Genomic DNA, 26,737 nt, shown 5'->3' with positions numbered 1-26,737 from the left:
CCCTGTTACAACAAACAGCATGAATCCAACAACAGAAAAAAATAAAAGAAAAACCTTCGGGATAATCAGCCATCCGGATGCCGGAAAAACGACACTGACAGAAAAATTTCTCCTTTTCGGGGGTGCTGTGCAAACTGCAGGAACTGTAAAGCGAAACAGAGGCGCAAGAACCGCTCTTTCCGACTTTATGGAAATCGAGAAACAACGTGGAATATCAGTTTCCACTTCGGTAATGGGGTTTACGTACAAGGGGTGTCAAATTAATATCTTGGACACACCAGGGCACAAGGATTTTGCTGAAGACACCTACAGAACCCTTACGGCCGTGGATTCCGTAATATTAGTCATCGATTGCGTAAAAGGGGTGGAAGAACAGACGGAAAAGCTTATGAAAGTATGCCGCCTACGTTCCATTCCGGTTATTATATTTGTTAACAAATTTGACCGGGAAGGGCGTAATCCATTTGAGCTTTTGGAAGAAATCGAGCAGCGACTGGATATTACCACCTGCCCAATGACCTGGCCAATCGGAATAGGATCAACTTTTAAGGGTGTTTACCATTTGTACAACAGCTCGCTTAACATTTACAGTGCGAGCAAAACGAAGAAAGCCGATGATTATATAGAGATCAAGGATCTAAATGATCCGAAATTACCTAAGTTGATCGGTGAATCCCTAGCAAACTCGCTAAGGGATGAGGTGGAACTTGTCTCGAATGAATTTGAAAAGTTCGACGAACCCCTTTACCAAGCGGGATATTTGGCGCCCCTGTTCTTTGGCAGCGCCATTAATAATTTTGGTATACAGGAACTGCTCGATACATTTATATCCGTAGCGCCGTCTCCCCAAGCGCGAGAAACATTGACCAGGACTGTTTCCCCTAATGAAGAACCGTTCACGGGATTTATTTTCAAGATACACGCCAATCTAGATCCTAGACATAGGGACCGAATAGCTTTTTGTCGGATTTGCTCCGGCAAATTCAAAAGAAATACCTTTTACTATCACACGCGCCGAGAAAAAAGATTAAAATTCTCTTCACCGACTACATTTATGGCTTCGGAAAAAACAGTCGTGGAGGAAGCATGGCCTGGTGACGTCGTGGGGCTCTATGATGCAGGTAATTTTAAAATTGGCGATACATTAACTGAAGGCGAAAACCTTCAATTCAAGGGTATTCCGAGTTTCTCTCCCGAAATTTTCAAAGAGCTCGAAAACATGGATCCCCTCAAGACCAAACAGCTGGACAAGGGGATAGAACAGCTGGCCGACGAAGGACTGGCGCAGGTATTTACATTTACGCTTGGTCGACAACGTATTGTCGGTGTAGTGGGGGAACTGCAGTTCGAGGTAATAAAATTCAGGCTTCTACAAGAATATGGCGCATCCTGCACATTTAGGGCAAGGGAATTCTCGTCAGCAAGCTGGCTAAGTATGGAGGATGATGATGCGCTTAAACAATTTTCGGCATCCCACCGCCATAATATTGCCCATGACAAGGAGAATAGGCTCGTATTTTTAGCCAATTCTGCTTGGGACCTGCAGCAGGCAAAAAGTAAATTTCCTACACTCAAGTTCTATGAGACATCCGAATACAGATAGCACTGCAACAAAAGACAAAAGGCCTTCCATCACTGAAAGGCCTTTTGTCTTAAAAATCGTATTGATTATACATTTACCTCGGATTTGTAATCCTCTGCAGACAACAAACCATCGATATCTGCGAGGTCTGCTAATTTTGCACGGATAATCCATCCTTCACCATAAGGATCTGTATTTACTAGTTCAGGAGAGGCATCGATTGCATCATTGATAGCGACCACGGTAGCTGTAACCGGCATGAATAAATCTGAAACAGTTTTCACAGCTTCGATCGTACCAAATACTTCGTTTGCTGCTACTTCCTCTCCTACAGTATTGATATCGACAAAAACGATATCGCCTAATTCACGCTGTGCAAAGTCTGTAATACCAATTACAGCCTCATCTCCTTCTACACGAACCCACTCGTGATCCTTTGTGTATTTTAATTCTGCTGGAAAATTCATTTTTTTTGTTTTTTTCCAAACTTAGATAAAATTGCTTTTTATAACAAATATAAGTTTTGTATTTGATTGCATATAAATGCAGATTTAGCTAAGTTTACGCTATGAATGCGCAAATCCAACAGCTTTACAACATCGGCAGCAAGAGCGATCGTCTGATCATAGGCTTAATGTCCGGTACTTCTCTAGATGGCTTGGATATTGCACTTTGTCGCATCCAAAATAGTGGTATAAAGACTAGACTTGAGCTGCTTCATTTCGCTACACTGGACTATACAGCTGATTTTCGTAACAAAGTAAGGCGGGTTTTTGCAAAAAGAGAAATTGACCAGCAGACACTCTGTGGGTTAAACTCATTTATCGGCATGGAACATGCCAGACTGATTCAGCGTGCCTTAAATAAATGGCAGATCGAACCTGCACAAATAGATCTTATCGCAAGCCATGGTCAGACCGTCTACCATGCTCCGCAGATCTTGACCAAAGACCTGTCACTTCCCAACAGTACACTACAGATAGGTGATGGCGATCATATCGCCGTCCATACAGGAATTATTACCATCTCCGATTTTCGCCAAAAACATATTGCGGCGGGCGGCGAAGGTGCTCCATTAGCAGCTTACGGCGACTACCTGTTGTTTACCGACGACGTAGAAAATCGTATCCTATTAAATATCGGCGGAATTTCGAATTTCACTTTCTTGCCCCATACGGGCAGTGACCTGCAGTCTTTCGCCACAGATCTAGGACCGGGCAACACGATGATGAACCAATATGTCGCTACATATTATGGCATAGAAATGGATACACATGGAGAAATTGCGAAGCAGGGAACGGTACATCGCGAATTATTGTCCGCTCTACTTGCTGAAGAGTTTCTGCAGCAGGACTTCCCAAAAACAACAGGACCTGAGCTATTCAATCTTCAGTACCTGAAGCAAATACAACAGCAGACAAATACAAGCTCGCTAAGCCATCCGGACGTACTGGCTACCCTCAATGCCTTTTCGGCAAAAGCGATTACCCAAGGTATTCAAAAGGTGACAAAAGGACTTCAACAGATAGCTGTATATATGAGCGGAGGGGGTATTCATAATCCATTGCTGATTGAAAACATCCGTCAGGATCTTCCATCGGTGAAAATCGAATCCATGCAACAGCTCAACATGGATCCCGATGCGAAAGAGGCTTGTCTATTTGCACTATTGGCTAATGAGACCGTGGCCGGGAGTCCGGAAAACTTTAACAACATTAAAAATTCTCCCGCCGTCTGTATGGGTAAAATTAGTTTTCCTAGCTAGCGCTTTCTTACCGCATGCAGGTATTGCAAATTTGTAGATTTGCGAATTCGCATTTTTAACTATCAATTGCCTGATGAATGAATAGCTTAAACGGATAGATATCCTTGCAGGTATTAATCACTTTATCCAAGGCATCGGCACTTTGCATCTCTTCGTCCGAAAACTGCTTATACAGGATAAAACTCTTGAGTTTTAATAATTCAATATTTGGATCGTTCGCATCATATCCCGCCGGTGGTCGCACCAGTTTATCCTCTTGAGACAGATCTTCTGGCTTCCAGCCACCTGCTGCTAGGGCGTTGACAAACTCAACAGCATTGTAGTCAATCTCCTGACGTATCGCATCGAGGTGTTCTTTCTTTGGTCTCCAATAGCCTGCCGCTAAAAAATTGTTTCCCGATTCGATATGGATATAATATTCCGGTCCATCCAATTTACGTCCATCTATCGATATTCCTGCCGCCAACCAACTCTTATAGGGCGTCTTGTCTTTCGAAAATCGGATATCCCTATAAATCCTAAACATGCATTTTGCCGCCTTGATGTCCGTATTAATCTGCAAATCAAACTCCGACAATCGCTGAATCATTGCTTCGATAAATTCCTTTACATTCTGATTAGCGAGATCGTAATCCTCTTTGTGTTCCTGAAACCACTCCCGTGTATTATTTTTTTTGAGATTTCGTAAAAATGAAAATGTAGCTGAACGAATAAGCATAAGTAGATATTAGATGTAAGAATTGAGATATTAGACTAAAATTCAAAACTTAAATTTAAAAAAAAGCATACCATGAAATCATTCTAAATTCTTATTATTGAATGAGTAGTAAAAAAATAAAAACCAACGGCGCAGCAATCAAAAGTCCGTCAAAGCGATCAAGCAATCCACCATGTCCTGGTAGAATCTTTCCCGAATCCTTTACACCAAGACTCCGTTTTAGCATGGACTCAACCAGATCTCCAAACGTTCCGAACACACCTATGATAATGGCCATGGTAGCCCATTCCCATTTTTGCAACGAACCAAAATACTGCGCTAGATTAAGTGCGACAAAAAAAGCGAGCAATACGCCCCCAAAGAAACCTTCCCACGTTTTATTCGGAGAAATGCGTTCAAATAGTTTCCGCTTACCGAAACTCCTTCCGGCAAGATAAGCACCCGTATCGTTAGACCATAGAATAATCATAAAACCAAGGGGAATATATGGATTGTATCCACCTTTGATAAATCCCAATGAAAGGAAGAACAAAAAGGGAAAACTCGCATATATCACGCCTAAAAACGTATAAGCGATATCATGAAATGGCTGCGTACGCTTACTAAATAAGGATACGATAAACACTACGGAGAACAATGGCAGAAACAACCAAACTTCATTCAACGGAATCATGCCAAGACAATACAGACTTACTAAACCGCCTAATACCAAAGCAGTAATTAGTCCTACCGGTACATTGGGATGCACGGTATCACTTTTCACCATCCCATAGAATTCGTATAGACACCAGGCGCCCAGCAAACTAAAGAAAACAACAAAACTATATTGTCCTAACAAGATAGCTCCAATCAATACGGCTATAAAAAAAAATCCGGTGATCGCTCTAGTCAGCATCTGTTGGATTTTGAGAAGTGGCACCGTAATCATTAATCAGACTTTCCGCCTCTTGTACTTCTTCTTGTGGCACATACAATTCTATCCGCCCAAATAAGTATGAAGAATCTTGCTTATTCAACAACACGGCCTTTAGCCCATGTTCTTCAAGCATTTGCTTCACGATTTCACTTTCAATTGCGTTGTTATACGTTCTAATTTTGGTCCAGTCGTTCTCCATTTATCTTCCTATTCTGATGTACATGTTTATAAAAAAACCAGCCTATTACAGCTGTAATTAATAAACTGCCAAGATACACAATTATTGGGTAGGTTTCACTAACCTGCAAATCTGCATATGTTTTTCCCTGTTTCGTATACACGTAGGCTAATACGGCAACAGAGGCATTGTTGAGAAAGTGGCAAATAATAGGTATCCAGATATTGCGCGACCAAACCAGCATATATCCGAAAAACACGCCCAATATCAAGCGGGGAAAAAAGCCATAGAACTGCACATGAATGGCACTGAATATGATAGCTGTTATCCAAACCGTTAGGTGATGATTTTTGAATACCCGTTGAAAAATCTGCTGAAGCGATCCACGAAAAAAGTACTCCTCGGCGATAGCGGGTAAAACTGCCATGACGACGATATTGAGCAATAATAGATCAATACGATCCACCATGACAATATTCTGGGTGAGCACCGCCATATTGTCTTCCTGTACACGCATCCAATTTTCCACCTCCTTAATCGACTCAGGTAATTGCATACGCATATTCCATTCTCCAATAAGTTGCATCAAAGGAGCAAAAGCAAATAAGAGCGCTGCAGCTAGTATATAGCTTTTTATATTGGTAATCTCCCTAACTGGAAAATAGGTATAATAGCTTTCAATTTTTTGTAAGAAGATTGCAGGCAACAGAAATGTCCCAACAGAACTACTCGCCAGCAACAGATACAAAAAAGTAAGGTTACTACTGCCGGTATAAATCGAATTGGTATCCGTAATCATACTTCCCCAATCTCCGGTAAAGATCACTTTGCCCGCAAGCACGATTATCTGCATCGCAATGCTTAGCCCGATAGTGAGAACTACTAAAATAAGGAGCGACTTCCCCGGCGAATTCGGTGATGCTGTGTATCCATTCATAAGTTAAAGGTAAGTATTATTAAAAAAGCAAAGGGCAATTTTTTTTGCCCTTTGCTTTTTTTTAATTGACACGGATCGGATCCGCTGGTTTTTTAATCTTCTTATACGGATACGTTTTCATTTCTTCCAACAGAAGCTGAACCGTTTTCTCCAATTGTGGATCCTTGCCTTCTAATAGCTCTTTTGGCATCTGTTCGACAAAGATATCAGGTGCTACTCCTTCATTCTCAATGATGTAGTTACCGTTAAGGTCAAACACACCAAAGTTAGGTGACGTAATACGTCCGCCATCCAACAACGGTGGATACCCCGAAATACCCACTAAAATCCCCATGGTTGTACGGCCGACTAATTTGCCTAGTCCTTTAAACCTAAACATATAAGGCATCATATCGCCTCCTGAACCTGCGTTCTCGTTAATGATCATGGCTTTAGGACCGTAGATTCCATTTCCCGGTGTGGTAAAACTTTTACCGTCACGGATGCCCCAACCTGCAATCAGGTCACGGGATAATAGATCAATGACGTAATCGGCTACCGAGCCGCCTCCATTATTTCTCTCGTCCATCAAAAGGGCCTTTTTGTCCATCTGCGCAAAATAATACCGATTGAAATAGGTATATCCCTCCTGTCCAGTGTTGGGCATGTACACATAAGCAATCTGACCGTTACTCATTTGATCGACCTTTTTTCTGTTATTTTCAACCCAATCCATCCTTCGCAAAGCAATTTCATCTGCGAAGGAGATTGGCTTCACCACGACATCCTTACCCCCATCATACGATGGTTTCGAGTTGATTCGGAGCGTTACTTGTTTATCTACCCGTTGCTCCAATAACTTATAAATATTCACCGAGGCATCCAATTTTACCCCATCCACACCAACAATATAGCTTCCTTCTTTAATATTCAATCCAGGTTCTGCTAAAGGTGCTTTAAATGCTGGATTCCAGTCCAAGCGTGTGAATATTTTATTAATCTTATACACGCCATTGCTCGCTTCTAGATCTGCTCCTAATACACCTGTGCTTACGGATGGCGTAGAAGGCTCATCACCCGGATAAATGTAATTATGCCCCACGACCATCTCGCCCATCATCTCGTTAAGCAGATAACCTAGATCAGAGCGGTGATTGACATAGGGAAGAAATTTTTCATATTTTCCTTTGATAGCTGTCCAATCGGCACCGTGCATATTCTCTACATAGAAAAAATCCTTCTGGAGCGACCACACCTCATTAAATACCTGATTCCATTCCGCGGCAGGGTCTACCTCGTACTTGAAATCGTTTATATTCAACTTGCCACTATCTGGAGCAGGCTTCTGTCCGGCCGGTACGATAAAATAGTCTTTACCATTCGAATAGATCATCCGCTTGCCATCAGCACTTATTTCAAAACCCCTCACATTCTCGATCAAAGTCTTGTTTTCCAGCTTATCCAGATCGTATACACCTAATGTACCTCCCCGGCGATAGACGAGCATTTTATCTACACCGCCATCTAAACTATAGTAACCTGCTGGTAGCGGCAAGGCCACGATACGGTTGTTGATTTCGTCAAAATCTACTTCCAATTTTTTCACAGGTTCTTTTTCTTCCGCAGCATCCTTTTTGTCATCCTTCTTCTTACGATCCTCTTTTTTATCCGCCTTTTTTGGCTCTTCTAATTTATCTTCTTTTACCGTTTCTTCGTCACTTTCGTTTTTGAAGAGAGAAGGTGTCTTTTTTGATAGGATGAAAGCGTATACACTATAATTAGGACTCCGCTCATAAGCACTCATGTGTAAGCCCGAATTGGTCAGTCCCGTGTTGGTACTCGCCGCAAAGAAAAGATATTTACCGTCTCTACTGAATGTCGGACTGCCGGCCTGACTCATGCCATCTGTTATTTGATGGCTTTTTCCACTTTTCAGGTCGTACATAAAAATTGCACTCACTCCGTTAATCAAAGATTTGGAATAGGCAATCCAATTGGAATCAAAGGACCAGGCCGATTCAAAGTGATTACGGGTACGTCCCAAGGTAGAGCTTAATTTATCCGAATCCACTAGGGTGACATTTTTACTGATCACGTCGACATAGTACAGGTTAAGATGGGCATCATTGAAAAATAATTTCTTGCTGTCGGGCGACCATTGGGGCTGAAAATAAAAAGGTCCTGCTCCTAAATTAATATAAACCGCTTCTTTGACCGCCTTCTGGTCGCGAAGAACCAATTCATATTTTCCGTTTTTATCGGATAGGTACGAAATCCATTTTCCATTTGGTGACCAAGCAGGGAAACGCTCATGGCTCCCTGCTTCGTTGGAAATATTCCGGGCATCGCCCTTTTCCTTCGGCACGGAAATGATTTCACCACGGCTTTCAAATAATGCTCTTTGTCCCGTAGGTGAAATATTAAAGCCTCTAATATCGTCTCTTAGATTTACATAATGTGTTCTTTTGTACAACGCGTCGGCATGTACAGCAATAGCTAATGAATGCACGCTTTTGCTATTTACCTCCAAAATATGAATACGTCCTGCATATTCAAAGGTTAGCTCGTTGTCGTTACCCTGCAAGGTACGTACATCGTAATCGGTATAGTTTGTCAGCTTTTCTACCTTCTTGGATTTTACATCATAGCTAAAGATGTTAACAATCTTATCCCTATCGGATAAGAAATACACCTTACCTCCTAACCAAATTGGCTTTACATCATTGCATCTTTCCCCGGGAACAATTTCCACGTCTTTGGTTTTGGTATCAAAAATCCAGATGGAAGGCATACCTCCGCCTCTATAACGCTTAAATGCAACACGATCCCGTTCCGTGGGATCTCCATTTTTGATGTAAGCCCAATAGCGACCATCTGCTGAAGGGCTACCCTGATAGGCCTCCGGCATTAGTAATGGTGTAGCTAATTCTCCCTGCAAGCTTGTCTTGTATAATCTTGCGCCTAAAGAATAGTTGAATTCACGGGTAGTCGTAAAATACACTTCATTGTTATTCACCCAGCCTCTCATCACATCCGAAGCGGGGTGAAAAGTAATGCGTTTGGGTTCGCCGCCCTTCACAGGCACCACATAAACATCGGTATTGCCATCGTAATTACCGGTAAAGGCTATTTGTGATCCATCGGGAGAAAAAATCGGATTTTGTTCTACGCCTGGGTTTACTGTCAGTCGTCGTGGATGCTGTCCACTTTTATCCGCAACCCAGATATCACCTCCATACACAAAGGCAACGTGCGTCTTACTTATACTCGGGTTACGCAACAATAAGGTTTCTTCTTGCGCCTGGCTATTATTTAGGTTAACAAAAGTGAATGCAACACCTAAGTAGAAGGATATTTTTTTTAACATATAGAGATAAGAATATTGAGTAGCAAATATATTTGATTTTCAACAATTAGTGCCATTATATCCAAGTTGTTGCATATATATAGGCATCAACAAAACTTTCATGATCCATTGGATCGCCAACAGGCATGAAAGTTCTTGATGGCCTTTGAGAAATAGACCCTTTCAGAAAAAAAAACGCCGGAAATTAATTCCAGCGTTCATGATTCTACATAAAATTTTTTTAATCTTCAGAAGCGATTTCCTCATCAACTAAGACACGGCCACAGTGCTCGCAAATAATGATTTTTTTGCGTTGACGAATCTCAGACTGCAACTGAGGTGGTATCTTGTTGTGACAACCTGAACAGCTATCACGCTCGATAGAAACAACGGCAAGGCCGTTTCGGTAAGAATTACGGAGCCTATTATACACTTTCAACAAACGCTCTTCGTTGTGTTTTGTTGCATCTTCGGCTTTAGTCAACAAGGCATCTTCTTCAATTTGTGTTTCAGAAGTGATTGTTTCCAGTTCATTTTGCTTAACCGCTAATTCAGCTTTGTTAAAATCCAGGTTGCTCAACGTCTTGTCGTAGCCTTCCGTTTTATTTTTGATTTCAAACTCGGCTTCTTTTATACGTTTTTCGCAAACTTGAATTTCAAGACCTTGAATTTCGATTTCCTTAGAAATAGCATCATACTCACGATTGTTTTTCACTTCGTTCAATTGACCTTCGTATTTCTTGATGGCAGACTGTGCGTCTTTAATCATGTTTTTACGTTTTACAATTGAATCTTCTAAATCGTCAAGATCTACTCTAATTTTTTCAAGACGCGTTTCTAATCCAGCGATTTCATCTTCTAAATCAGCCACTTCAATAGGAAGTTCACCACGCACTTGGCGAATTTTGTCTATTTTAGTATGGACCGTTTGCAACGACCATAATGCTTGTAATTTTTGTTCTACGGTTTGTTCCATTAACTGTAGTATTTGATTGGATTTGTGTCTGTTTCCGTTATTAAGACAGCAAAGTTAGCAAATTTTTTCCGAATTATGTCGAACAATAATTCTTGCGTAAATTGTTCACTTTCAAAATGTCCGATATCTGCAACTATGATTTGACCTTCCGCATCGAAAAACTCATGGTACTTATAATCTGCGGTCACATAAACATCAGCCCCTGACCGCTTTGCATGTTCCAACAAAAATCCACCTGCACCTCCGCAAACCGCAACCCGCGAGATTTCTTTTCCTAAAAATTGTGTATATCGAATCACATTTAGCTTCAGCTTTTCCTTTAAATACGCCAAAAAGTCCTTTTCAGACAAGGGAGTTTGCAAATTTCCAATTATTCCTGATCCGATATGACGCGATGTATTTTCCAGCGTCATGATGTCATATGCAACCTCTTCATAAGGATGAGCAGACAGTAGCGCCACCACAATCGAACGCTCTAAGTGGCTTGGATAAGCGACTTCTATTCGGGTTTCTTCCACACGCTCTTGACTTCCCACCTCACCAATGGTAGGCGTTGTGCCATCTAGCGGACGAAAAGTACCATAACCTGCCGAATTATAGCTGCATTGGTCATAATTACCGATATGACCAGCTCCTGCATCGAACAAAGCCTGACGCACCGGCTCCACATCTGTTCGAGGCACATATACGATCAACTTCTTCAACAGTCCCGATTTAGGACTTAAAATTGCCTGGGCCTCCAGCCCGAGTTTGTCTGCAATTTTCGAACTCACACCTCCCACGACATTGTCCAAATTGGTATGTATCGCATACAACGCAATGTTGTTCTTAATCGCCTTGATAACAGTCCGTTCCACGTAATTCCGATTATTGAATTTCTTCAACCCCTTAAATACGATAGGGTGGTGCGATATGATAATATCACAGCCTTTTGCTATCGCTTCGTCGACGACAGCCTCCGTACAATCTAAGGAAATAAGTGCCTTTGTAATCTCGTCTTCCGCATTGCCAACAATAAGTCCAGCATTGTCATATGATTCCTGATAAGACAAGGGGGCAATACGCTCCAAATAATTTGTCAGTTCTTTTATCTTCATTTAGTTGATTTTAGCGGTTGAGCTATCGCTTAGTGTATCCGTATGCCTATTATGTGCTTTCAATAGCTTTTTATATTCTGCAATTTTAACCCAGTATACGATAAGATATATGAAATTAACCAGTGAGGCTAAATATCTCAAAAAGATAGGCAACGGCAAATTTCCGACCAAAAAGGAAACGGCAAAAATATAGCCCTGCTTACGTGTGGGATTCTCTTCAACGGCAATCTTCCGATCAAAAAATTCATTGTTTAGTGAATCAGCTAGCCGACGTACGACCTCAAAATTCCAATAGATGTTAAAAAAAGGAACTGCCAAAAACCATGCCTGGCTCGGTAATATGCATAGATTCTCCTTTTGTATTAATTTCAGTGTGGACCGCACCGTATTCGCAAAAAACAGCCACAATGTAAGCTGTATTATGGCTCCTATAATGAGATAAGGCAGTATCTTCTCTAAGTCCGGGTTATTCTGTATTAATTCTTCCATATGTTTCACTTCACTTTAACAACAGACCTACCAGCTTAGCATTCTACTGTTTGCTATGCGGCGTTTCCATCAGGGATTAAATTTACGCAGACTTAAACAAACAATAAAAAGATTGCGGGAATCTTGTGCAATTCCTGCGGTTTCTTTTTCCAGGCTGCTATAGACATGGTTTTAATCTGTTCGTCCGCAGCGGTAAGATTACTGGATATACTTAACAGCGTAGAGGGTTTACAAATGCGCAATAATTCACTGAGCAATTGATTATTCCGAAAAGGTGTTTCAATAAAAATCTGTGTCATCTTTTCCCGAGCACTTTGATTCTCCAAATCCTTTATCCGCTTGGCGCGCTCTCCCTTGTCAATAGGTAAATAACCCTGAAAGGTAAACTTTTGCCCATTAAAACCCGAGGCCATTAATGCGAGCAGAATAGAACTTGGTCCAACCAAGGGTATTACCTGAATGCCTCTTTTATGTGCCTCTAGAACTATATCCGAACCGGGATCTGCCACAGCGGGACATCCTGCTTCCGACATGAGCCCAATATCCTTACCTTTCAGCACATTCGCAAAAACCTCGCCGTAATCCATTTGACCACGGGCATGTTTTCCATAGTCGTGCATAATTAGTTGATTTTGGGGTATTTTCAACCCCGCTAACTTTAAGAAACGCCTTGCCGTTTTCTCATTTTCCACTACATATTCGTTAATAGTATCGATTATTTCCTGGTGCAAGAACGTATAAGACGATTTCTCAGCACCTTCCGCAAGCGGTACAGGAATCAAATAAAGTTTACCAGCATTCATATACGCAAACCTATAAAATTAAACCAAGAAGTTTTTAATAATTTCGCTCATTCTGCATTATTCGATATTAGTTGTTGCCCAATGCCTCTTTCTTCCCGTTAGCTAAAAGCCAACAGGAAGAAAGAGGCAATAAATAAATCAAACTTGTACAAATACGATATCTTTAATATCTTACCAAATTATACGACAGGATTTATAATCTAAAGACATCTTATCTGTATCTTTAGTTAAGTGATTTTAAACGGAATAATTGTGAAGAGAGCTGCATCATACTGCCTAAGTTTAGTTTCCATACTATTTTTTTATTGCTTTTCGTTTGCGCAAGAAATTGGAATCACGTCTGTCGGCGTTGAACATGAATTACCTTCGTTAACTGTTAACCGAACTTTTCAGGACAGTGATGGCTTTATTTGGTTTGCTACTGCACAAGGTTTTAGTCGGTTTGATGCTTTTAATGTACTCAATTTCAAACTAAAAAATAATGACGGCAACCTCATTGCTGATCAAAATATAACGTCGATAAGTGAAGTAAAAGGTTTACTTCTGTTAGCGACCCAAAATGGATTGTATATGATGGACAAGCGATCGTATGCAGTGCTCCCTTTTCCCGATCGAGCATTGGAAAATGCAAATATTACGACCATCCATATTGATGGGGAGTCCAACATTTGGGTAGGAACCCTTAATGCGATCTATGTATACAGACCAGATCTTAGTCTTTTAAAAAAATACATACACGATCCGAATAACAAAAACACCATCCCTTCGGGTACGGTCAGTATCATTTTTGAGGATCGCCGGGGGAATATGTGGATGAGCGTCTGGAGCGAAGGGCTTTTCAAATTGGACAAAAACAAAAACAGGTTTATTTCCTATCCACAACTAGGACTAAGAAACAACCCTTTCAAAATGTTGGAAGACGATCATGGGCAACTTTGGATCGCTACCTGGGGAGACGGACTCTTTCTATTCAATCCCGACGATCCAAAGAACTTGTACCAGGAAGTTATCATAAAAAATAAAAGGAGGACAGGGAAAGAAGAGCTTTTTTATGACATGATCCAAGATCGGCATAAAAAATACATCTGGATTTTGTCATTCTCCGGCGTATCTACCTTTGCGTATACCGCAACAGGAGCCCTAAAAGCAATTGATCAATCGTCCGTGTTTGACAATACGTCCAATATTTTCAATGGTATCTATCAAGATCGAACAGGCACACTATGGTTATCTATCGGAGGCAAAGGTGTATCCGCCATTCATTTTGATCGGCCGAATATGCGGTATTTCGGCTTTGAACAGGTGAAGCAAAGACATGGTTTATCGCCAATTCTAAATATGCTTTATCGGGACAACGACGGTCAGCTTTGGTTCAATCTGGAACGGATTGGTCTTGGTAAATTTGATCCACAAAAAAATATAGTATATACCTATAGCAACACCAGTTTTAAGGATTTGGTAGCTATCCGGGCGGTAACCTCCGCATTTGAAGTGAATAATGAGATCTGGGTTGGCTCGTCGTATGAACCAACCATATCGATTTTCCAAAAAAACGATGGAGCCATCCTACTAAAACGGCAAATAAATCTACTGGAAGGGAACCCGCAGGCTGGTATACCGCTCTTTTTCTTCGCCGATACGCACCATAATATTTGGATCGCGACAACGAACGGAATTCTTGTGCAGGGAAAAGACGACCAAGAGTTATTTGCGATCCAGGGTATACAGGACGATATCACGGCGATCTCCGAAGACCCAGATGGAAGTATATGGGTGGCGACCAGAAGCAAGGGGATTTATCAACTTAATCCGCAGAAACCGTGGAAAGCAAATCAGCGTATCGGCAAACATACACCAGGGCTGCTAACCGATCATATTGAAACCATGAGTACTGACGATCGGGGTAACCTTTGGATCGGCACAAAAGATGCACGTTTGCTGTGCTACCATATTCAGCAGAAAAAAATAGACGAGTTCGCCAATTCACAGCTCTTTTCGAAAAATCAGCTTCTTGATGTCATCTGTTTTGACCAAACCATCTGGCTGTCAACCACTAGAAATATATATAAGATAAACCCAACCAACAAAAACATTATAGAATATACTGCCAGCGACGGGTTAAATGTAAACATGTTCGCAAAACGAGCCTATGCAGTGGATCGAAAAAATAAATCTGTTTATTTTGGAGGATACAACGGCGTTGTACATTTTGAACATTCAGATTTTGTTGCCGAACATACCCCTCGTGTTATCGTTTCAGACATTAAAATCAATAATCAATCCGCCGTACTTCATTCGCAGAACCAAAAGTTTGACTTTTACAAGCAGTCACTTGTTTTGGAACCGGAAGACCAAAATTTAGAAATTAGCTTTACCTCTCTTGAATATAGTCACCCCGATAAAATTAGGTACGCTTATAAGCTAGAAGGCATAGACAAAGACTGGGTATATGCCCCACGAGAACGCCATTTCGCAACGTATAATAACCTGGGCAAAGGAAAATATCGCTTTTTGATTAAATCCACAGATCTTAACAATAAATGGAACTCGGCTGTTACTGAAATCACCATCAAAAAAAAGCCCGCATTTTACGAAAGCAACTTAGCCTATCTTATTTACACGCTGATTGTGATTGTCCTTATCTATTATATCATCACCTTTGCACTAAATAGACTGAAGTTACGCAGTGATTTAAGAATAGCGCAGATCGAAAAAGAAAAAGCGAATGAACTGATACAGACCAAGCTCAGTTATTTCACCAATATCTCTCATGAACTGCTAACCCCATTGACAATTATTTCCTGTCTAATCGATGATGTGCAGATCACCACGAAGAAAAACCTCTCCCAGTATGAAAAAATGCGATTCAATTTGAACCGCCTAAAAAGATTATTACAACAAATCTTGGATTTCAGAAGGGTGGAAAATAAGCAAATGGAGCTTCGTGTAAACCAAGGAATCATTAGCCATTTTATTGAAGAACTGTGTTCGGTTTACTTTAGTCCCCTGGCCAAACGAAAAAACATTCATTTTGATTTCCCTTCCCATCAACCTGAACTGGAAGGCTACTTTGATGCAGACAAGCTAGACAAAATACTGTTTAATATCCTATCCAATGCATTCAAATACACCCCGGATGCGGGTCGGGTTTCCCTATCTTATCAAAGCAGCAGCGAAAACGGCAGCACACACTTAATAGTACAGATTGCGGATACAGGAGTAGGCATTTCTTCGGAAGAAATCGATAGAATTTTTATCCCTTTTTATAATAACAAACGCACTACACAAAAAGAAAGCAATGGTATTGGCCTGGCACTCACGAAAGAACTTATCGAAATTCATCACGGGCGTATCACCGTAGACAGTGTACCACAAAAAGGATCCTGCTTCACCATTCGCTTTCCTATAGATAAAGACGCTTACCATGAAACCGAATTACAGGAAGTCGGCGAACAATTTAGGAGCGGGTTGAGCCTTTCTTCCGCTATCGGAGAATCCACTGATATGGAGTTTGCCCTACCGGATTCCGAAAAGCAGCAGCTCAACCTGCTGCTGGTAGAAGATAATGAAGATCTTCGACAAACGGTGAGCAATGTTTTATCAAAAAACTATAACATTTACCAAGCAACACAGGGCGAAGAAGCGCTCACCTTACTACGCAAGCACGAAATTGACATCGTCATCAGCGACATCATGATGCCCGTAATGGATGGACTGACGCTTTGCAAAACAATCAAGAAAACAGATGAAATCAATCATATCCCCGTTATATTATTAACGGCCAAAAATAGTATAGACGATCGAATTGAATGCTATCAGGCGGGGGCGGATGGTTATGTTAGTAAACCTTTTGAGCTAAAAGTGCTCGAAGCAAGAATACACAGCTTCGTGATCAACAAACGGACGAAACAGTTGGATTTTAAGGCAGACCGACAAGTCAATATCTCCACGCTAAATCATACGCCGTTGGATGAGAAGTTTTTAACAAAAATGCTCCACATCATCGAGGAGCATTTATCCGATTCAAAATTCGATGTGCTTGTTCTGGGGGATAAGCTTGGATTGTCTAAATCGACCTTATACCGTAAGATGAAAGTATTGCTTAATCTGTCTCCGAGCGAGTTTATCAAAAACATTCGGCTAAAGCATGCCTGTCAAATGATGGATCAAGACAAGTCCATATCGGTCAGCGAAGTGGCTTTTGCGACAGGGTTTTCTGATCCTCGTTATTTTGCCACTTGTTTCAAGGCCGAATTTGGACTAACACCTTCGGAATACCAAAAGGGTGGATCTCTGAACTAGAAAAATTATGGCTTTATTTACACCAAAATAGGGTAAATAAAGCCAACTTAAAACTACACTTATTTTGTATATCCTAGATTTTGAACCAGTCCTTCTCCTTCCTTGTTATTCAGCTGTATTTCAGTTAATGGAATCGGCAGTAATGCATTAAAATCCTGAAATCCAGACGTTATTTTATTACTAGGACCTTGATCCCCATTTAACGCGATACGTTCCTTCAACTTTCCAGTACGCACAAGGGTCATCCGTCTATTTTCTTCCGCTATCAATTCCCTAGCCCGTTCATCAAGAATAAAGTCAACTGTTATTTGCCCGGCAGATACAGCACCGAGCGTAGCATTTCCGGAATTCGTACGGGCGTCTTTAAACGATCTATTTCGCAATACATTGATATCGGCTGCAGCTCCTCCGGGATTATTCTGACGGAAACGCGCTTCGGCACGCAAAAGATAGGTTTCCGCGAGACGCATGACAGGCCAATCTTTTACCAAGGCATAGCCAAAATCATCTAGTGGATCATACCCGCCCCATTTGGTGGGAAAAGGATACCAAACTTCTAAACTATCTGTACGAAACGGGACCACCTTGTCACCTGTCTTGATAGTGATGTTTTGTACGCCCGCATCTTTCGCTACACGATAACCGTCTGCATCTACACCAATCTCGGTACTAAATCCCACGCGATTGTAATTGGTCGTGCGCCGGATATTGTAATTACTGTTGCGTATATCTCCAGCAAGTCCGTTCCATACCGTATATTTCATAAAATTACTCAACCGCAACCGTCCATTACCACGCCCGCCCAGCGAATCTGCATTTACCATTCCGTCCCATTTATGGTACGCCGGCTGCCATACCCGACGGTGTTGCGGATTATCAATAGTACCACCGTTTACCTCCCGGTTAAACTCGAGCTCAAAAGTCCAAATCGCTTCGGTATTTCCTTCAGAACGGCGCATATTTCCTTGACGGAACATATCGCGGTAATAATCTCCACCTTCTGCCAGGAATTTACCATACCGTTGCTCGATCAGTTTATATTTCTCTCCGTCGATGATATCCGTAGCTTCCTTTTCCGCCTTTTCGAAATAACTAGCATCCCGCATGCCCATGCGAAGGTAAGCTTCTGCCGCCAATTGCCTTGCCATATCCTTGTTGATACGACTTTCCGAAGCCGCACTACCTACCTCTGGAAGATTAACAACCGCAAAGGTCAGATCTTCTTCGATAAGAGCGTCGACAGTTGCCACAGGCGCTCTCGAATAATTAAAGGTGGGTACACTAATAGGTTCCGTTAGTAGCGGTACGTCTCCCCAAAGCGTTACTAGTGTATTATAAGCATAAGCCCTAAAAAAACGAGCTTCAGCGGCAGCGGCGGGATTACTTTCACCAACGGACTGAATAATACCATTCGCATTGTTGATAAATTCATAGCACTTTATCCACATATAGCTCACTCCGCCATTCTCGGAATTTAGATCCGCATACTGATAAAACGGATTTTCGACGCCTTCTGTTGAGCCGGCACTCGTTATATCCATCCCGATCTGCCAAATAGATAGAAAGCCCTGTCGTCCGCTATAACCATATAATTCCGCATAGATATAATGCAAACCAATCAATTGGTTTTCTATAGTAGACGGATCATTGGCATTCGCATCATAGTTGGAATAAGGCTTTTCCTCCAGGAAACTGTCGCTACAGGAGGCTGCGCTAAAAGATAGCAAAGCGAACAGCGAGAATATCTTTGTGTATTTATATATCGTCATGACTGTATGTTTAAAATGTAAGATTCAAACCAAAAACGTAAGTGCGGACCATGGGGTAGTTGAGGTTGTCGCCAACGCCGTCAACAGAATTACCTCTTGGCACGTCCCGCGCTTCCGGATCCCAACCAAGCCAATTGGTCCACGTATAGAGGTTTCGACCACTTGCGTAAAGCGTTACGCCTCCGACACCGATCCGGCTAGCAGCAGACTGCGGAAGATTATAGCTGAACGTAACGTCTTTTAACCGGGTAAAGCTGGCATTGGAAGGAAAAGCATAGCCATAAATATTGGAACGGTTACTCAGCGAGCGCCATTCATTGCTTTGGTTCTCCGGTGTCCAATAGCCGAGTTCGGCTGGTGTGCTCCGTCTTCCCATCTCATCCGATGCGCCACCGATCTGTGGATTATTGCGCATCGCTCCCTGTACGGTATTGATAAAAATATTTAGGGAAAAGGACTTGTAGGTAAAGCTATTTGTAATACCCCCGGTCCATTTTGGTGCTGTCTGCCCTAGAATAGAACGATCGTCGTTATTGATAATTCCATCTCCGTTGAGATCCGCCAACTTCACCGCGCCAGCTTCCGCTTGGGCATCCCATCCGTCGTTTACGTCCGCTGCAATTTCATCTTCTTGCCAGATACCCAATTTGGTATAATCGTAAATAACTCCAAGCGGTTGGCCAATAAACCATCGGTTTCCTAAATCATCTTTACCATCGCCGTAGATATCAACAATTTTGTTTTTATTGTGTGCAAAAACGAATGTGGTAGACCATTTAAAGTTCTCTTTTGCTATATTTTTGGTATTCAACATCACGTCGATTCCGGTATTTTCGAGTTTACCCAAGTTCGTAAACACATTTTGAAAACCCGTAAGCCGCGGAAGATTCTGCGAAAGTAGCATGTCTTGTGTGCGGGTTTTGTAGAAATCTATCGTACCGGTTATACGGTTGTTCCAGAAACCAAAATCAACACCCGTATTAAAACCGGCCGTTTTTTCCCAACGCAGATCCGCATTTCCCATGCGTACCCGGTAGCGTATCGCGGCGCTGGATAAGCCATTCATAGCAAGCGGATTGGAATTCATCAAAAAAAGCGCGTCATATATACCTATGCCCTCATTTCCTGACACACCATACGACATACGCCATTTCAAATTACTTACTACATCTTTCGTATTAGCCATAAAGGATTCGTTGTGGATATTCCAAGCCACAGCGGCCGAAGGGAAAGTCCCGTATTTATGATTATCGCCAAATATAGAGGCAGCATCACGACGCACCGTCAAAGTCAACATATAACGGCTGTCGTAGCCGTAATTTATCCGCGCCATCTGCGAAACGGAACGATAAAGGTCGGCAAAAGATGAAACTTTTTGTGTCGATGCACCGCCTAGATTACCCCAGCCTAACGCGTCGTTCGGAAACACTTCTCCTGTCGCGATTGCTTCCTGGTAGTATTTACTCTTTGCGGCATACAGACCCGTGAAATCAATACGGTGTAAACCAAAGTCCTTGGTGTAGGTCAAAATATTTTCAATGGTATAGGTCTGCGATTCCCTGTTCGTAATGCGACCTAAACCCGCAAAATTATACACGGACTCCCCTTCATATTCGTTTGTGCGTTTAGGAATAAAGGAATATCCCCCGTTAAACTTGTACTTCAAGCCAGCCAATGGTGCCCAAATATTTTCGAAATCTGCTTCAGCGTACCCGTTCAACGATACATTAAACTCTCTTCTTTCCGGATCCAAAGTCGTAGGCAGAAGTGGATTCGACCACAATGATTCGGAATACATCGGAAATTGTGTTAATGTACCGTCGTCATTATACATTCTGGCATAAGGACTCATCGCCGCCGCCTGCATTAAATTGGCACGGCCTCCATCCCTATTGTGTGCAACAATAAAGGCTGATGTTCCCACTGTTAAGTACTTTGTGGCATTAAAATCGGTATTTGCCCGGAATGAATAGCGCTTGTAATTATACCCTTTTATGATCCCCTTTTGATTCAGGTAATCAGTCGATATAAAATAACGCGCATTGTCGCTTCCTCCCGAAAGACCTATATTATGGTTTTGAATAACGCCAGTCTGCATTACCGCATCGAACCAATCAGTTGTGTTGCCGCTAATATAGTTATCATATTCAAACTCGTTCCGCACGGGACCGCCATTGTACAAGCTCGTATTCGTAATGCGCGCATACTCGGCATACTGCTTCAGCAAATCTTCTCCAGAAACCGGTTCTAATATATGAGCAGCTTCTTCGACACCGCCATAACCGCTGTAACGAATCGTCGGTTTACCTGTCGTTCCTCTTTTTGTCGTGATCAAAATAACACCATTCGATCCATTTACACCATAAATTGCAACCGCGGAAGGATCCTTCAGTATTTCAACGGACTCGATGTCATTGGGATTGATATCATTGACGGATCCATCCGTTTTGGAAAGTGGTATTCCATCTACCACAATGTAAGGACCTGTAGTCGCGCTAAAGGAATTCCTTCCACGAATTAACGCCGAAGGCGCATCACCCGGTACGGATGACGCCTGGCTGATGTTTACGTTGGCCACGGCTCCTTGTATGGCCTGCATGACATTATTTACAGGTAACTTCGATAGCCGATCTTTTGGAACCGACGCCACCGATCCCGTAATATCAGATCGCTTTTGTGCACCGTAGCCTACGACAACCAATTCCTCCAGCATATTATCAGATGGAATGAGCAACACGTCGAGCGTGTTTCCTTGTCCCACGGTAACTTCTTTATCGGCATAGCCTACGGAAGTAAAAATTAAAACCGATCCTTGGGGTGCATCTATCGTAAATGATCCGGCAGCATCCGTCTGGCTTCTTGTAGTACGACTTTCCTTTACCGTTACGGTAACTGCCGCGAGTGCCTCATTTGTATTTGCATCTTTGACTGTTCCTCGTATCTGGGAACTTTGCGCTAATCCGTACATGGAATAACATAGTGCGCACAGCAATATTACAATGGTCTTGTACCATCTGCTTCTTATTTGATTTATCATATAGATTTTATTGGTAACGGCATCAATATGGCTGACGCCGATCGTTTTAAAATGGATTGCCTAGTTTTTGGGAGTGAAGTATTCTTGTATCCCAAATCATGAAGTATCTGTGTCTCGCTGTTTCATTTGTATTTTTGGTTTATATGGTGCAACTGGGTCAGTCAGCCTTCCGCTATACAAAGAGAACGTTTTGTAACAAATTTGATGTTTAGTTATGGTTCAAAAACGTCAAAAATTAGTTCAAATGCCGAAAAAGAGTTGTCTCTATGGCCTATATCATACAATCTTCTTGATGTGGGATACAAATAATAAAGCCCCCATACGTTAAATATGGAGGCTTTATAGGAAATAGATAAAGGGCCTTATGCCTCGATATCTGCGTACTCTTCGATAGAAGGACATGAACAGATCAGCATCCGGTCGCCTTGCGAATCGTTTACGCGGCCAACAGAAGGCCAAAACTTATTTACTTTCAAATATTCCAATGGATATGCGGCAGTCTGACGGCTATACGTCCTATCCCACGCATCTGCTGTCACGACTTCTGCTGTATGAGGTGCATGCTTCAATACGTTTTCTTTTTGATCAACCTCACCCTGCTCGACCGCAGCAATCTCTTTACGGATCGCAATTAGGGCGTCACAAAAACGATCCAATTCGGCTTTCGATTCCGACTCGGTTGGCTCTACCATTAAGGTCCCTGCTACAGGAAATGACACCGTCGGTGCATGGAAACCGTAATCCATCAAACGCTTAGCAATGTCTCCTACCTCAATACCAAAGTTCTTGAAGGCACGGCAATCCAATATCATTTCATGTGCACAACGTCCGTTTGCTCCAGCATATAACACCGGATAATGGTTTTCCAAACGTGCTTTGATATAGTTTGCATTTAAAATTGCCATTTTCGTCGCATTTGTAAGTCCCGCAGCGCCCATCATTGCAATGTAGGCATGTGAAATTACCAAAATCGACGCCGAACCAAATGGCGCTGCTGAAACAGCTGATATTCCCTGCTCACCTGATATTTCAACGATCTCGTGGTTAGGTAAAAACGGAACCAAATGTGCTGCCACACCGATAGGTCCCATGCCTGGGCCACCTCCACCGTGTGGGATACAGAAGGTCTTGTGCAAGTTGAGATGACAAACGTCAGCTCCGATAAATCCGGGACTCGTTATGCCCACCTGCGCATTCATATTTGCACCGTCCATATATACTTGCCCGCCGTTATTGTGTATAATCTGACAGATTTCGATAATAGGCTCTTCGAAAACGCCATGCGTAGATGGGTAAGTTACCATCAACGAATTCAGCTGTTCACAATGTACTTCTGCTTTCGCCTTCAAATCCGCAACGTCAATATTACCACGTTCATCGCATTTTACGACCACCACTTTCAATCCTGCCATCGAGGCGGAAGCCGGGTTAGTACCATGCGCTGAGGCAGGGATCAGACATACATTACGATGTCCTTCACCACGGCTTTCGTGATAGGCACGAATAACCATTAAACCAGCATATTCACCTTGCGCGCCTGAATTGGGTTGAAAAGACATTTTAGCAAATCCGGTAATCTCCGATAGCCAGTCATTCAATTCATTGATCAACTGCATATATCCTGTCGTTTGATCCGCAGGAGCAAATGGATGTAATCCGCCAAAGCGAGCCCATGTCAACGGAACCATCTCCGTGGTGGCATTCAGCTTCATGGTACAGGATCCCAATGGTATCATGGAATGACATAGCGAAAGATCCTTCACTTCCAAGGATTTAATATAGCGCAACATTTCACTTTCTGAATGGTAGCTGTTGAAAATTGGGTGCGTTAAATATGCCGACGTACGAACCAATTCTGCAGGGATCGACGAGATTTCCTCTTTTGCCCAATCCATTAAATCCATCTCGGAATGTACTTTCCCTTTAATCTTAGCGAATACTTTAACAATTGTTTGGACATCTTCAAACGTCGTGGTTTCGTCGATCGATATACCTACCGTACCTTTATGATAGAAGAAATTCAAGTCATTATCTAACGCTTCCCCTTTTAGCGTACCTACCTGATCACCCACCTGAAACCGTAAGGTATCAAAATAAGCTTTATTCATTTGCTGATAGCCTAATGCCTGGATAGCTTTATCTGCTAATTTTGCGAGATCATTGATACGCGATGCAATATGCTTAATTCCTTTGGGTCCGTGGTATACGGCATAGAACGAAGCCATAATGGCAAGTAAAGCCTGTGCCGTACAAATATTAGAGGAAGCCTTATCACGACGGATATGTTGCTCACGAGTCTGCAAAGCCATGCGTAATGCATAATTACCGTTAGAATCCGACGTTACACCGATGATACGGCCTGGAATATTACGCTTGTATGCATCTTTGGTCGCAAAGAAGGCTGCATGAGGACCGCCAAATCCCATTGGCACACCAAAACGTTGGGAGTTACCGACCACAACATCCGCACCCCACTCGCCCGGAGGCGTCAACAATGCTAATGACATCAAATCTGCTGCTACACAAATGGTTATATTTTTTGCATGTGCGCTCTCTGTAAAAGCCCTGTAATCACATATCGAACCATCCGCTGCTGGGTATTGGATGAATGCTGCAAACACATCATCCGTCAAATTTGACACAATGATATCTGCAACCCGAATCTCTACACCAAAAGGAATGGCTCTGGTCTGCAATACGTCTAAAGTTTGCGGATACACGTTTGACGTAACCAAGAAAACATTTGCGTCTTTATTTTTACGCGCGCTATATAGCATAAACATCGCTTCAGCGGCCGCCGTCGCCTCATCTAACAGCGATGCGTTGGCAATTTCCAAACCCGTTAAATCGGAAACAGCGGTTTGGAAATTTAATAAGGCCTGTAAACGACCTTGCGCAATTTCTGCTTGATAAGGTGTGTACTGCGTATACCATCCTGGATTCTCCAGCACATTACGCTGAATCACTCCCGGTACATTCACATCATAATACCCCTGACCAATAAACGACTTGACTACTTTATTTTTCTCAGCAATCTGCCTTACTTTTTCCAAGTAAGCTACTTCACTTAGCGCCGGAGGAAGATTTAATTGATTTTTAGCTCTAATCTGAGACGGAACAGTTTGTTCAATCAATTGATCTAAAGAATCGACGCCTAAAAAGGCTAACATTTCTTTCGCCTGCTCAGCACTTGGGCCGTTGTGGCGATCTTCAAATTTTTCTTGGTAATATACGTTACTCATTTTGCCGTTTGATTGGAGTATTTTCGTAATCACTTAACGTACTGTATTTCAATTAAGTTAAGCGTTTTTAGTTTTTGTGATTTTTGATGCGCAAAGATACGCTTTTTCAAGCGAATTAATTCGTATAAATTGCTTATTCTTATAAGGGTATGGAATCAATCGTTTGCGTATTTTAACGACCTTTTTAGTAGTACATCGCCGAAAAAAATATCGTCATCCAGTTTACTCTATTTTTAAACGGTTTTCACAAATTTCTCGTCGTAATTTTCAATATCGACGATATAGTGGTTTTTGATCAGAAAATCAAAAAGGGGTTTCGCTTCTTCCGACACCGTCATATTTTTCGTGGTAATGATTTCGTTATTTTTTTTATTCAGATACGGGTACGCATAAAGCTTCACGTCTTTGCTGAACATTCCAGAAATATAGGTAAGAAGTTCGTTGGTATACTGTTCTTTATTGTAATTGTCCGAAGTAAAGATGTTGCGCAGATTGGATACGTTGGTGGCAATTCCGACATGTTTGGGTCGAAATGTTTTGACAAATTCAGCTAAATGATTGTTACGTCGAAAATTAGAAACCATAATGTTGTTTCCTGTGGAACACAAATATTCAGCGCGTTCTGCAAAATAGTTTAAATCCGCATCGGTAATGGTATTATCTTCGTCTAATGCATTTCCCATCAGTACTTCAATAAGAACCACCGTGTCCTCAGGGACGGCCTGTGTATTCTTACGAAACTGCTCAACGGCTAAATTAAAAAGGTCGAAGTTGGGGTTCGACTTCTGGCGATATTTCGTACGTAGAATAATGATGTTTTTTTTATATAAATAATCCTTTATTTGCACGGCCCTCCCATCAGGTCTGAAGATCGCCGCGTTGGCAAATCCTTTTGCGATCAGGTAGAGGTTAATCAAGCGCTCGTTTACCTGTTCAAAAATAGGCCCTGAAACCTTGACCAAGTCGATTTCGACAGAACCTACAGAAAGATTGTCGACCAACGATTCAATCATTGTTTGCGGATCATTTGCATAAAAATATGCCGCAAACACCAAGTTAACACCAATAATCCCCAACACCTTGGACTGCAACCTATTGTCGCTATCCAACAAACGTATATGAATAACGATATCATTTGTGGGGCCTCCTACTTCATGTTGAAAACGTATCCCTACCCAGCCGTGTGGTTCATTTGTTTTTGCAAAATTCAGGGTTGTGACTGTATCCGCAAACGCAAAAAACGTCTTGTTCGCGTACTTATGTCCCTGAAGACGTTCGGTGAGCAAATTGAACTCATGTTCAATCATTTTGGTCAATCGTGTACGGCTCACATAGCGCCCCGACTCTTCGGCTCCATAAATTGCGTCACTGAATGCCATATCATAGGCCGACATCGTCTTTGCAATCGTTCCCGAAGCAGCCCCTGCTTCAAAAAAATTGCGGGCCACCTCCTGACCCGCACCAATTTCTGCAAACGTTCCGTAAATATCTGGATTAAGATTAATCTTTAGTGCTTTTCGTTTTGTTTCGAATATCTCTCTTGCCATTTTGCAAAGGTACAAAAAGTTACCTCACTCTCGTATCTCACACCTAATATCTCT

At 42.1% G+C, this 26,737-nt stretch carries 17 protein-coding genes; 3 read left to right on the top strand and 14 right to left on the bottom strand.

Annotated elements, in window-relative coordinates; genetic code table 11:
- Positions 1-19 precede the first annotated feature (19 nt).
- Positions 20-1,603, top strand: a complete 1,584-nt coding sequence (locus FAZ19_RS01110; protein ID WP_136818760.1) for a peptide chain release factor 3 — start codon at positions 20-22, stop codon at positions 1,601-1,603.
- 65 nt (positions 1,604-1,668) lie between these two features.
- Here FAZ19_RS01110 and gcvH read toward each other — a convergent pair whose 3' ends face one another.
- On the bottom strand, positions 1,669-2,049 hold the full coding sequence (gcvH, locus tag FAZ19_RS01105; protein WP_136818759.1) for a glycine cleavage system protein GcvH: 381 nt from the start codon (positions 2,047-2,049) through the stop codon (positions 1,669-1,671).
- A gap of 101 nt (positions 2,050-2,150) precedes the next feature.
- On the opposite strand from gcvH, the gene FAZ19_RS01100 reads away from it, so the two are divergent.
- Complete coding sequence (locus FAZ19_RS01100; protein WP_136818758.1) at positions 2,151-3,347, top strand: anhydro-N-acetylmuramic acid kinase; 1,197 nt, start codon at positions 2,151-2,153, stop codon at positions 3,345-3,347.
- 55 nt (positions 3,348-3,402) lie between these two features.
- Here the strand turns inward: FAZ19_RS01100 and FAZ19_RS01095 are convergent, their stop codons facing one another.
- The 9 genes from FAZ19_RS01095 to FAZ19_RS01055 form a co-directional block, all read right to left on the bottom strand.
- Entirely contained in the window at positions 3,403-4,065 is a 663-nt protein-coding gene (locus tag FAZ19_RS01095) for a DUF2461 domain-containing protein (protein WP_136818757.1), read from the bottom strand.
- Between the two features lie 94 nt (positions 4,066-4,159).
- The gene (locus FAZ19_RS01090) at positions 4,160-4,960 is read right to left on the bottom strand and encodes a phosphatidate cytidylyltransferase (RefSeq protein WP_136818756.1); all 801 of its coding nucleotides are present in this window, start codon (positions 4,958-4,960) and stop codon (positions 4,160-4,162) included.
- Positions 4,950-5,180 (bottom strand): putative signal transducing protein, encoded by a 231-nt coding sequence (locus FAZ19_RS01085; RefSeq protein ID WP_136818755.1) that lies wholly within the window; start codon positions 5,178-5,180, stop codon positions 4,950-4,952. Before FAZ19_RS01085 ends, FAZ19_RS01090 begins: the two co-directional genes overlap by 11 nt.
- On the bottom strand, positions 5,155-6,096 hold the full coding sequence (locus FAZ19_RS01080; RefSeq protein WP_136818754.1) for a CPBP family intramembrane glutamic endopeptidase: 942 nt from the start codon (positions 6,094-6,096) through the stop codon (positions 5,155-5,157). The genes FAZ19_RS01085 and FAZ19_RS01080 overlap by 26 nt, the downstream gene beginning before the upstream one ends.
- A 61-nt stretch (positions 6,097-6,157) precedes the next feature.
- Positions 6,158-9,442, bottom strand: coding sequence for a S41 family peptidase (locus tag FAZ19_RS01075; RefSeq protein WP_136818753.1), 3,285 nt, complete (start codon positions 9,440-9,442; stop codon positions 6,158-6,160).
- 220 nt (positions 9,443-9,662) lie between these two features.
- Positions 9,663-10,397, bottom strand: coding sequence for a zinc ribbon domain-containing protein (locus FAZ19_RS01070; RefSeq protein WP_136818752.1), 735 nt, complete (start codon positions 10,395-10,397; stop codon positions 9,663-9,665).
- Positions 10,397-11,494, bottom strand: coding sequence for a Nif3-like dinuclear metal center hexameric protein (locus tag FAZ19_RS01065; protein WP_136818751.1), 1,098 nt, complete (start codon positions 11,492-11,494; stop codon positions 10,397-10,399). Before FAZ19_RS01065 ends, FAZ19_RS01070 begins: the two co-directional genes overlap by 1 nt.
- Complete coding sequence (locus FAZ19_RS01060) at positions 11,495-11,983, bottom strand: hypothetical protein (RefSeq protein ID WP_136818750.1); 489 nt, start codon at positions 11,981-11,983, stop codon at positions 11,495-11,497.
- A 92-nt stretch (positions 11,984-12,075) separates the two neighbouring features.
- Positions 12,076-12,786, bottom strand: coding sequence for an SAM-dependent methyltransferase (locus FAZ19_RS01055; protein ID WP_136818749.1), 711 nt, complete (start codon positions 12,784-12,786; stop codon positions 12,076-12,078).
- Positions 12,787-13,038: 252 nt separating this feature from the next.
- Between FAZ19_RS01055 and FAZ19_RS01050 the strand changes: the two genes are divergently transcribed.
- A complete protein-coding gene (locus FAZ19_RS01050) occupies positions 13,039-17,088 on the top strand; it encodes a hybrid sensor histidine kinase/response regulator transcription factor (RefSeq protein ID WP_136818748.1) in 4,050 nt (1,349 codons plus the stop codon).
- 59 nt (positions 17,089-17,147) lie between these two features.
- Here the strand turns inward: FAZ19_RS01050 and FAZ19_RS01045 are convergent, their stop codons facing one another.
- From FAZ19_RS01045 to FAZ19_RS01030, 4 genes are all read right to left on the bottom strand, one after another.
- The gene (locus tag FAZ19_RS01045) at positions 17,148-18,857 is read right to left on the bottom strand and encodes a RagB/SusD family nutrient uptake outer membrane protein (RefSeq protein WP_136818747.1); all 1,710 of its coding nucleotides are present in this window, start codon (positions 18,855-18,857) and stop codon (positions 17,148-17,150) included.
- A 10-nt stretch (positions 18,858-18,867) separates the two neighbouring features.
- A complete protein-coding gene (locus FAZ19_RS01040; protein WP_211245408.1) occupies positions 18,868-21,894 on the bottom strand; it encodes a SusC/RagA family TonB-linked outer membrane protein in 3,027 nt (1,008 codons plus the stop codon).
- A gap of 362 nt (positions 21,895-22,256) precedes the next feature.
- The gene (gcvP, locus tag FAZ19_RS01035) at positions 22,257-25,136 is read right to left on the bottom strand and encodes an aminomethyl-transferring glycine dehydrogenase (protein WP_136818746.1); all 2,880 of its coding nucleotides are present in this window, start codon (positions 25,134-25,136) and stop codon (positions 22,257-22,259) included.
- A 233-nt stretch (positions 25,137-25,369) separates the two neighbouring features.
- Positions 25,370-26,683 carry a nicotinamide mononucleotide adenylyltransferase gene (locus tag FAZ19_RS01030; protein WP_136818745.1) on the bottom strand — a complete coding sequence of 438 codons (1,314 nt, stop codon included), beginning with the start codon at positions 26,681-26,683 and terminating at the stop codon, positions 25,370-25,372.
- Between the last annotated feature and the right edge of the window lie 54 nt (positions 26,684-26,737).

It is taken from the genome of Sphingobacterium alkalisoli (genome assembly GCF_005049105.1).
GTDB lineage: Bacteria > Bacteroidota > Bacteroidia > Sphingobacteriales > Sphingobacteriaceae > Sphingobacterium > Sphingobacterium alkalisoli.
Note: the sequence above shows the minus strand (reverse complement) of the source record. Positions and strands in the feature narration are given on the sequence as shown.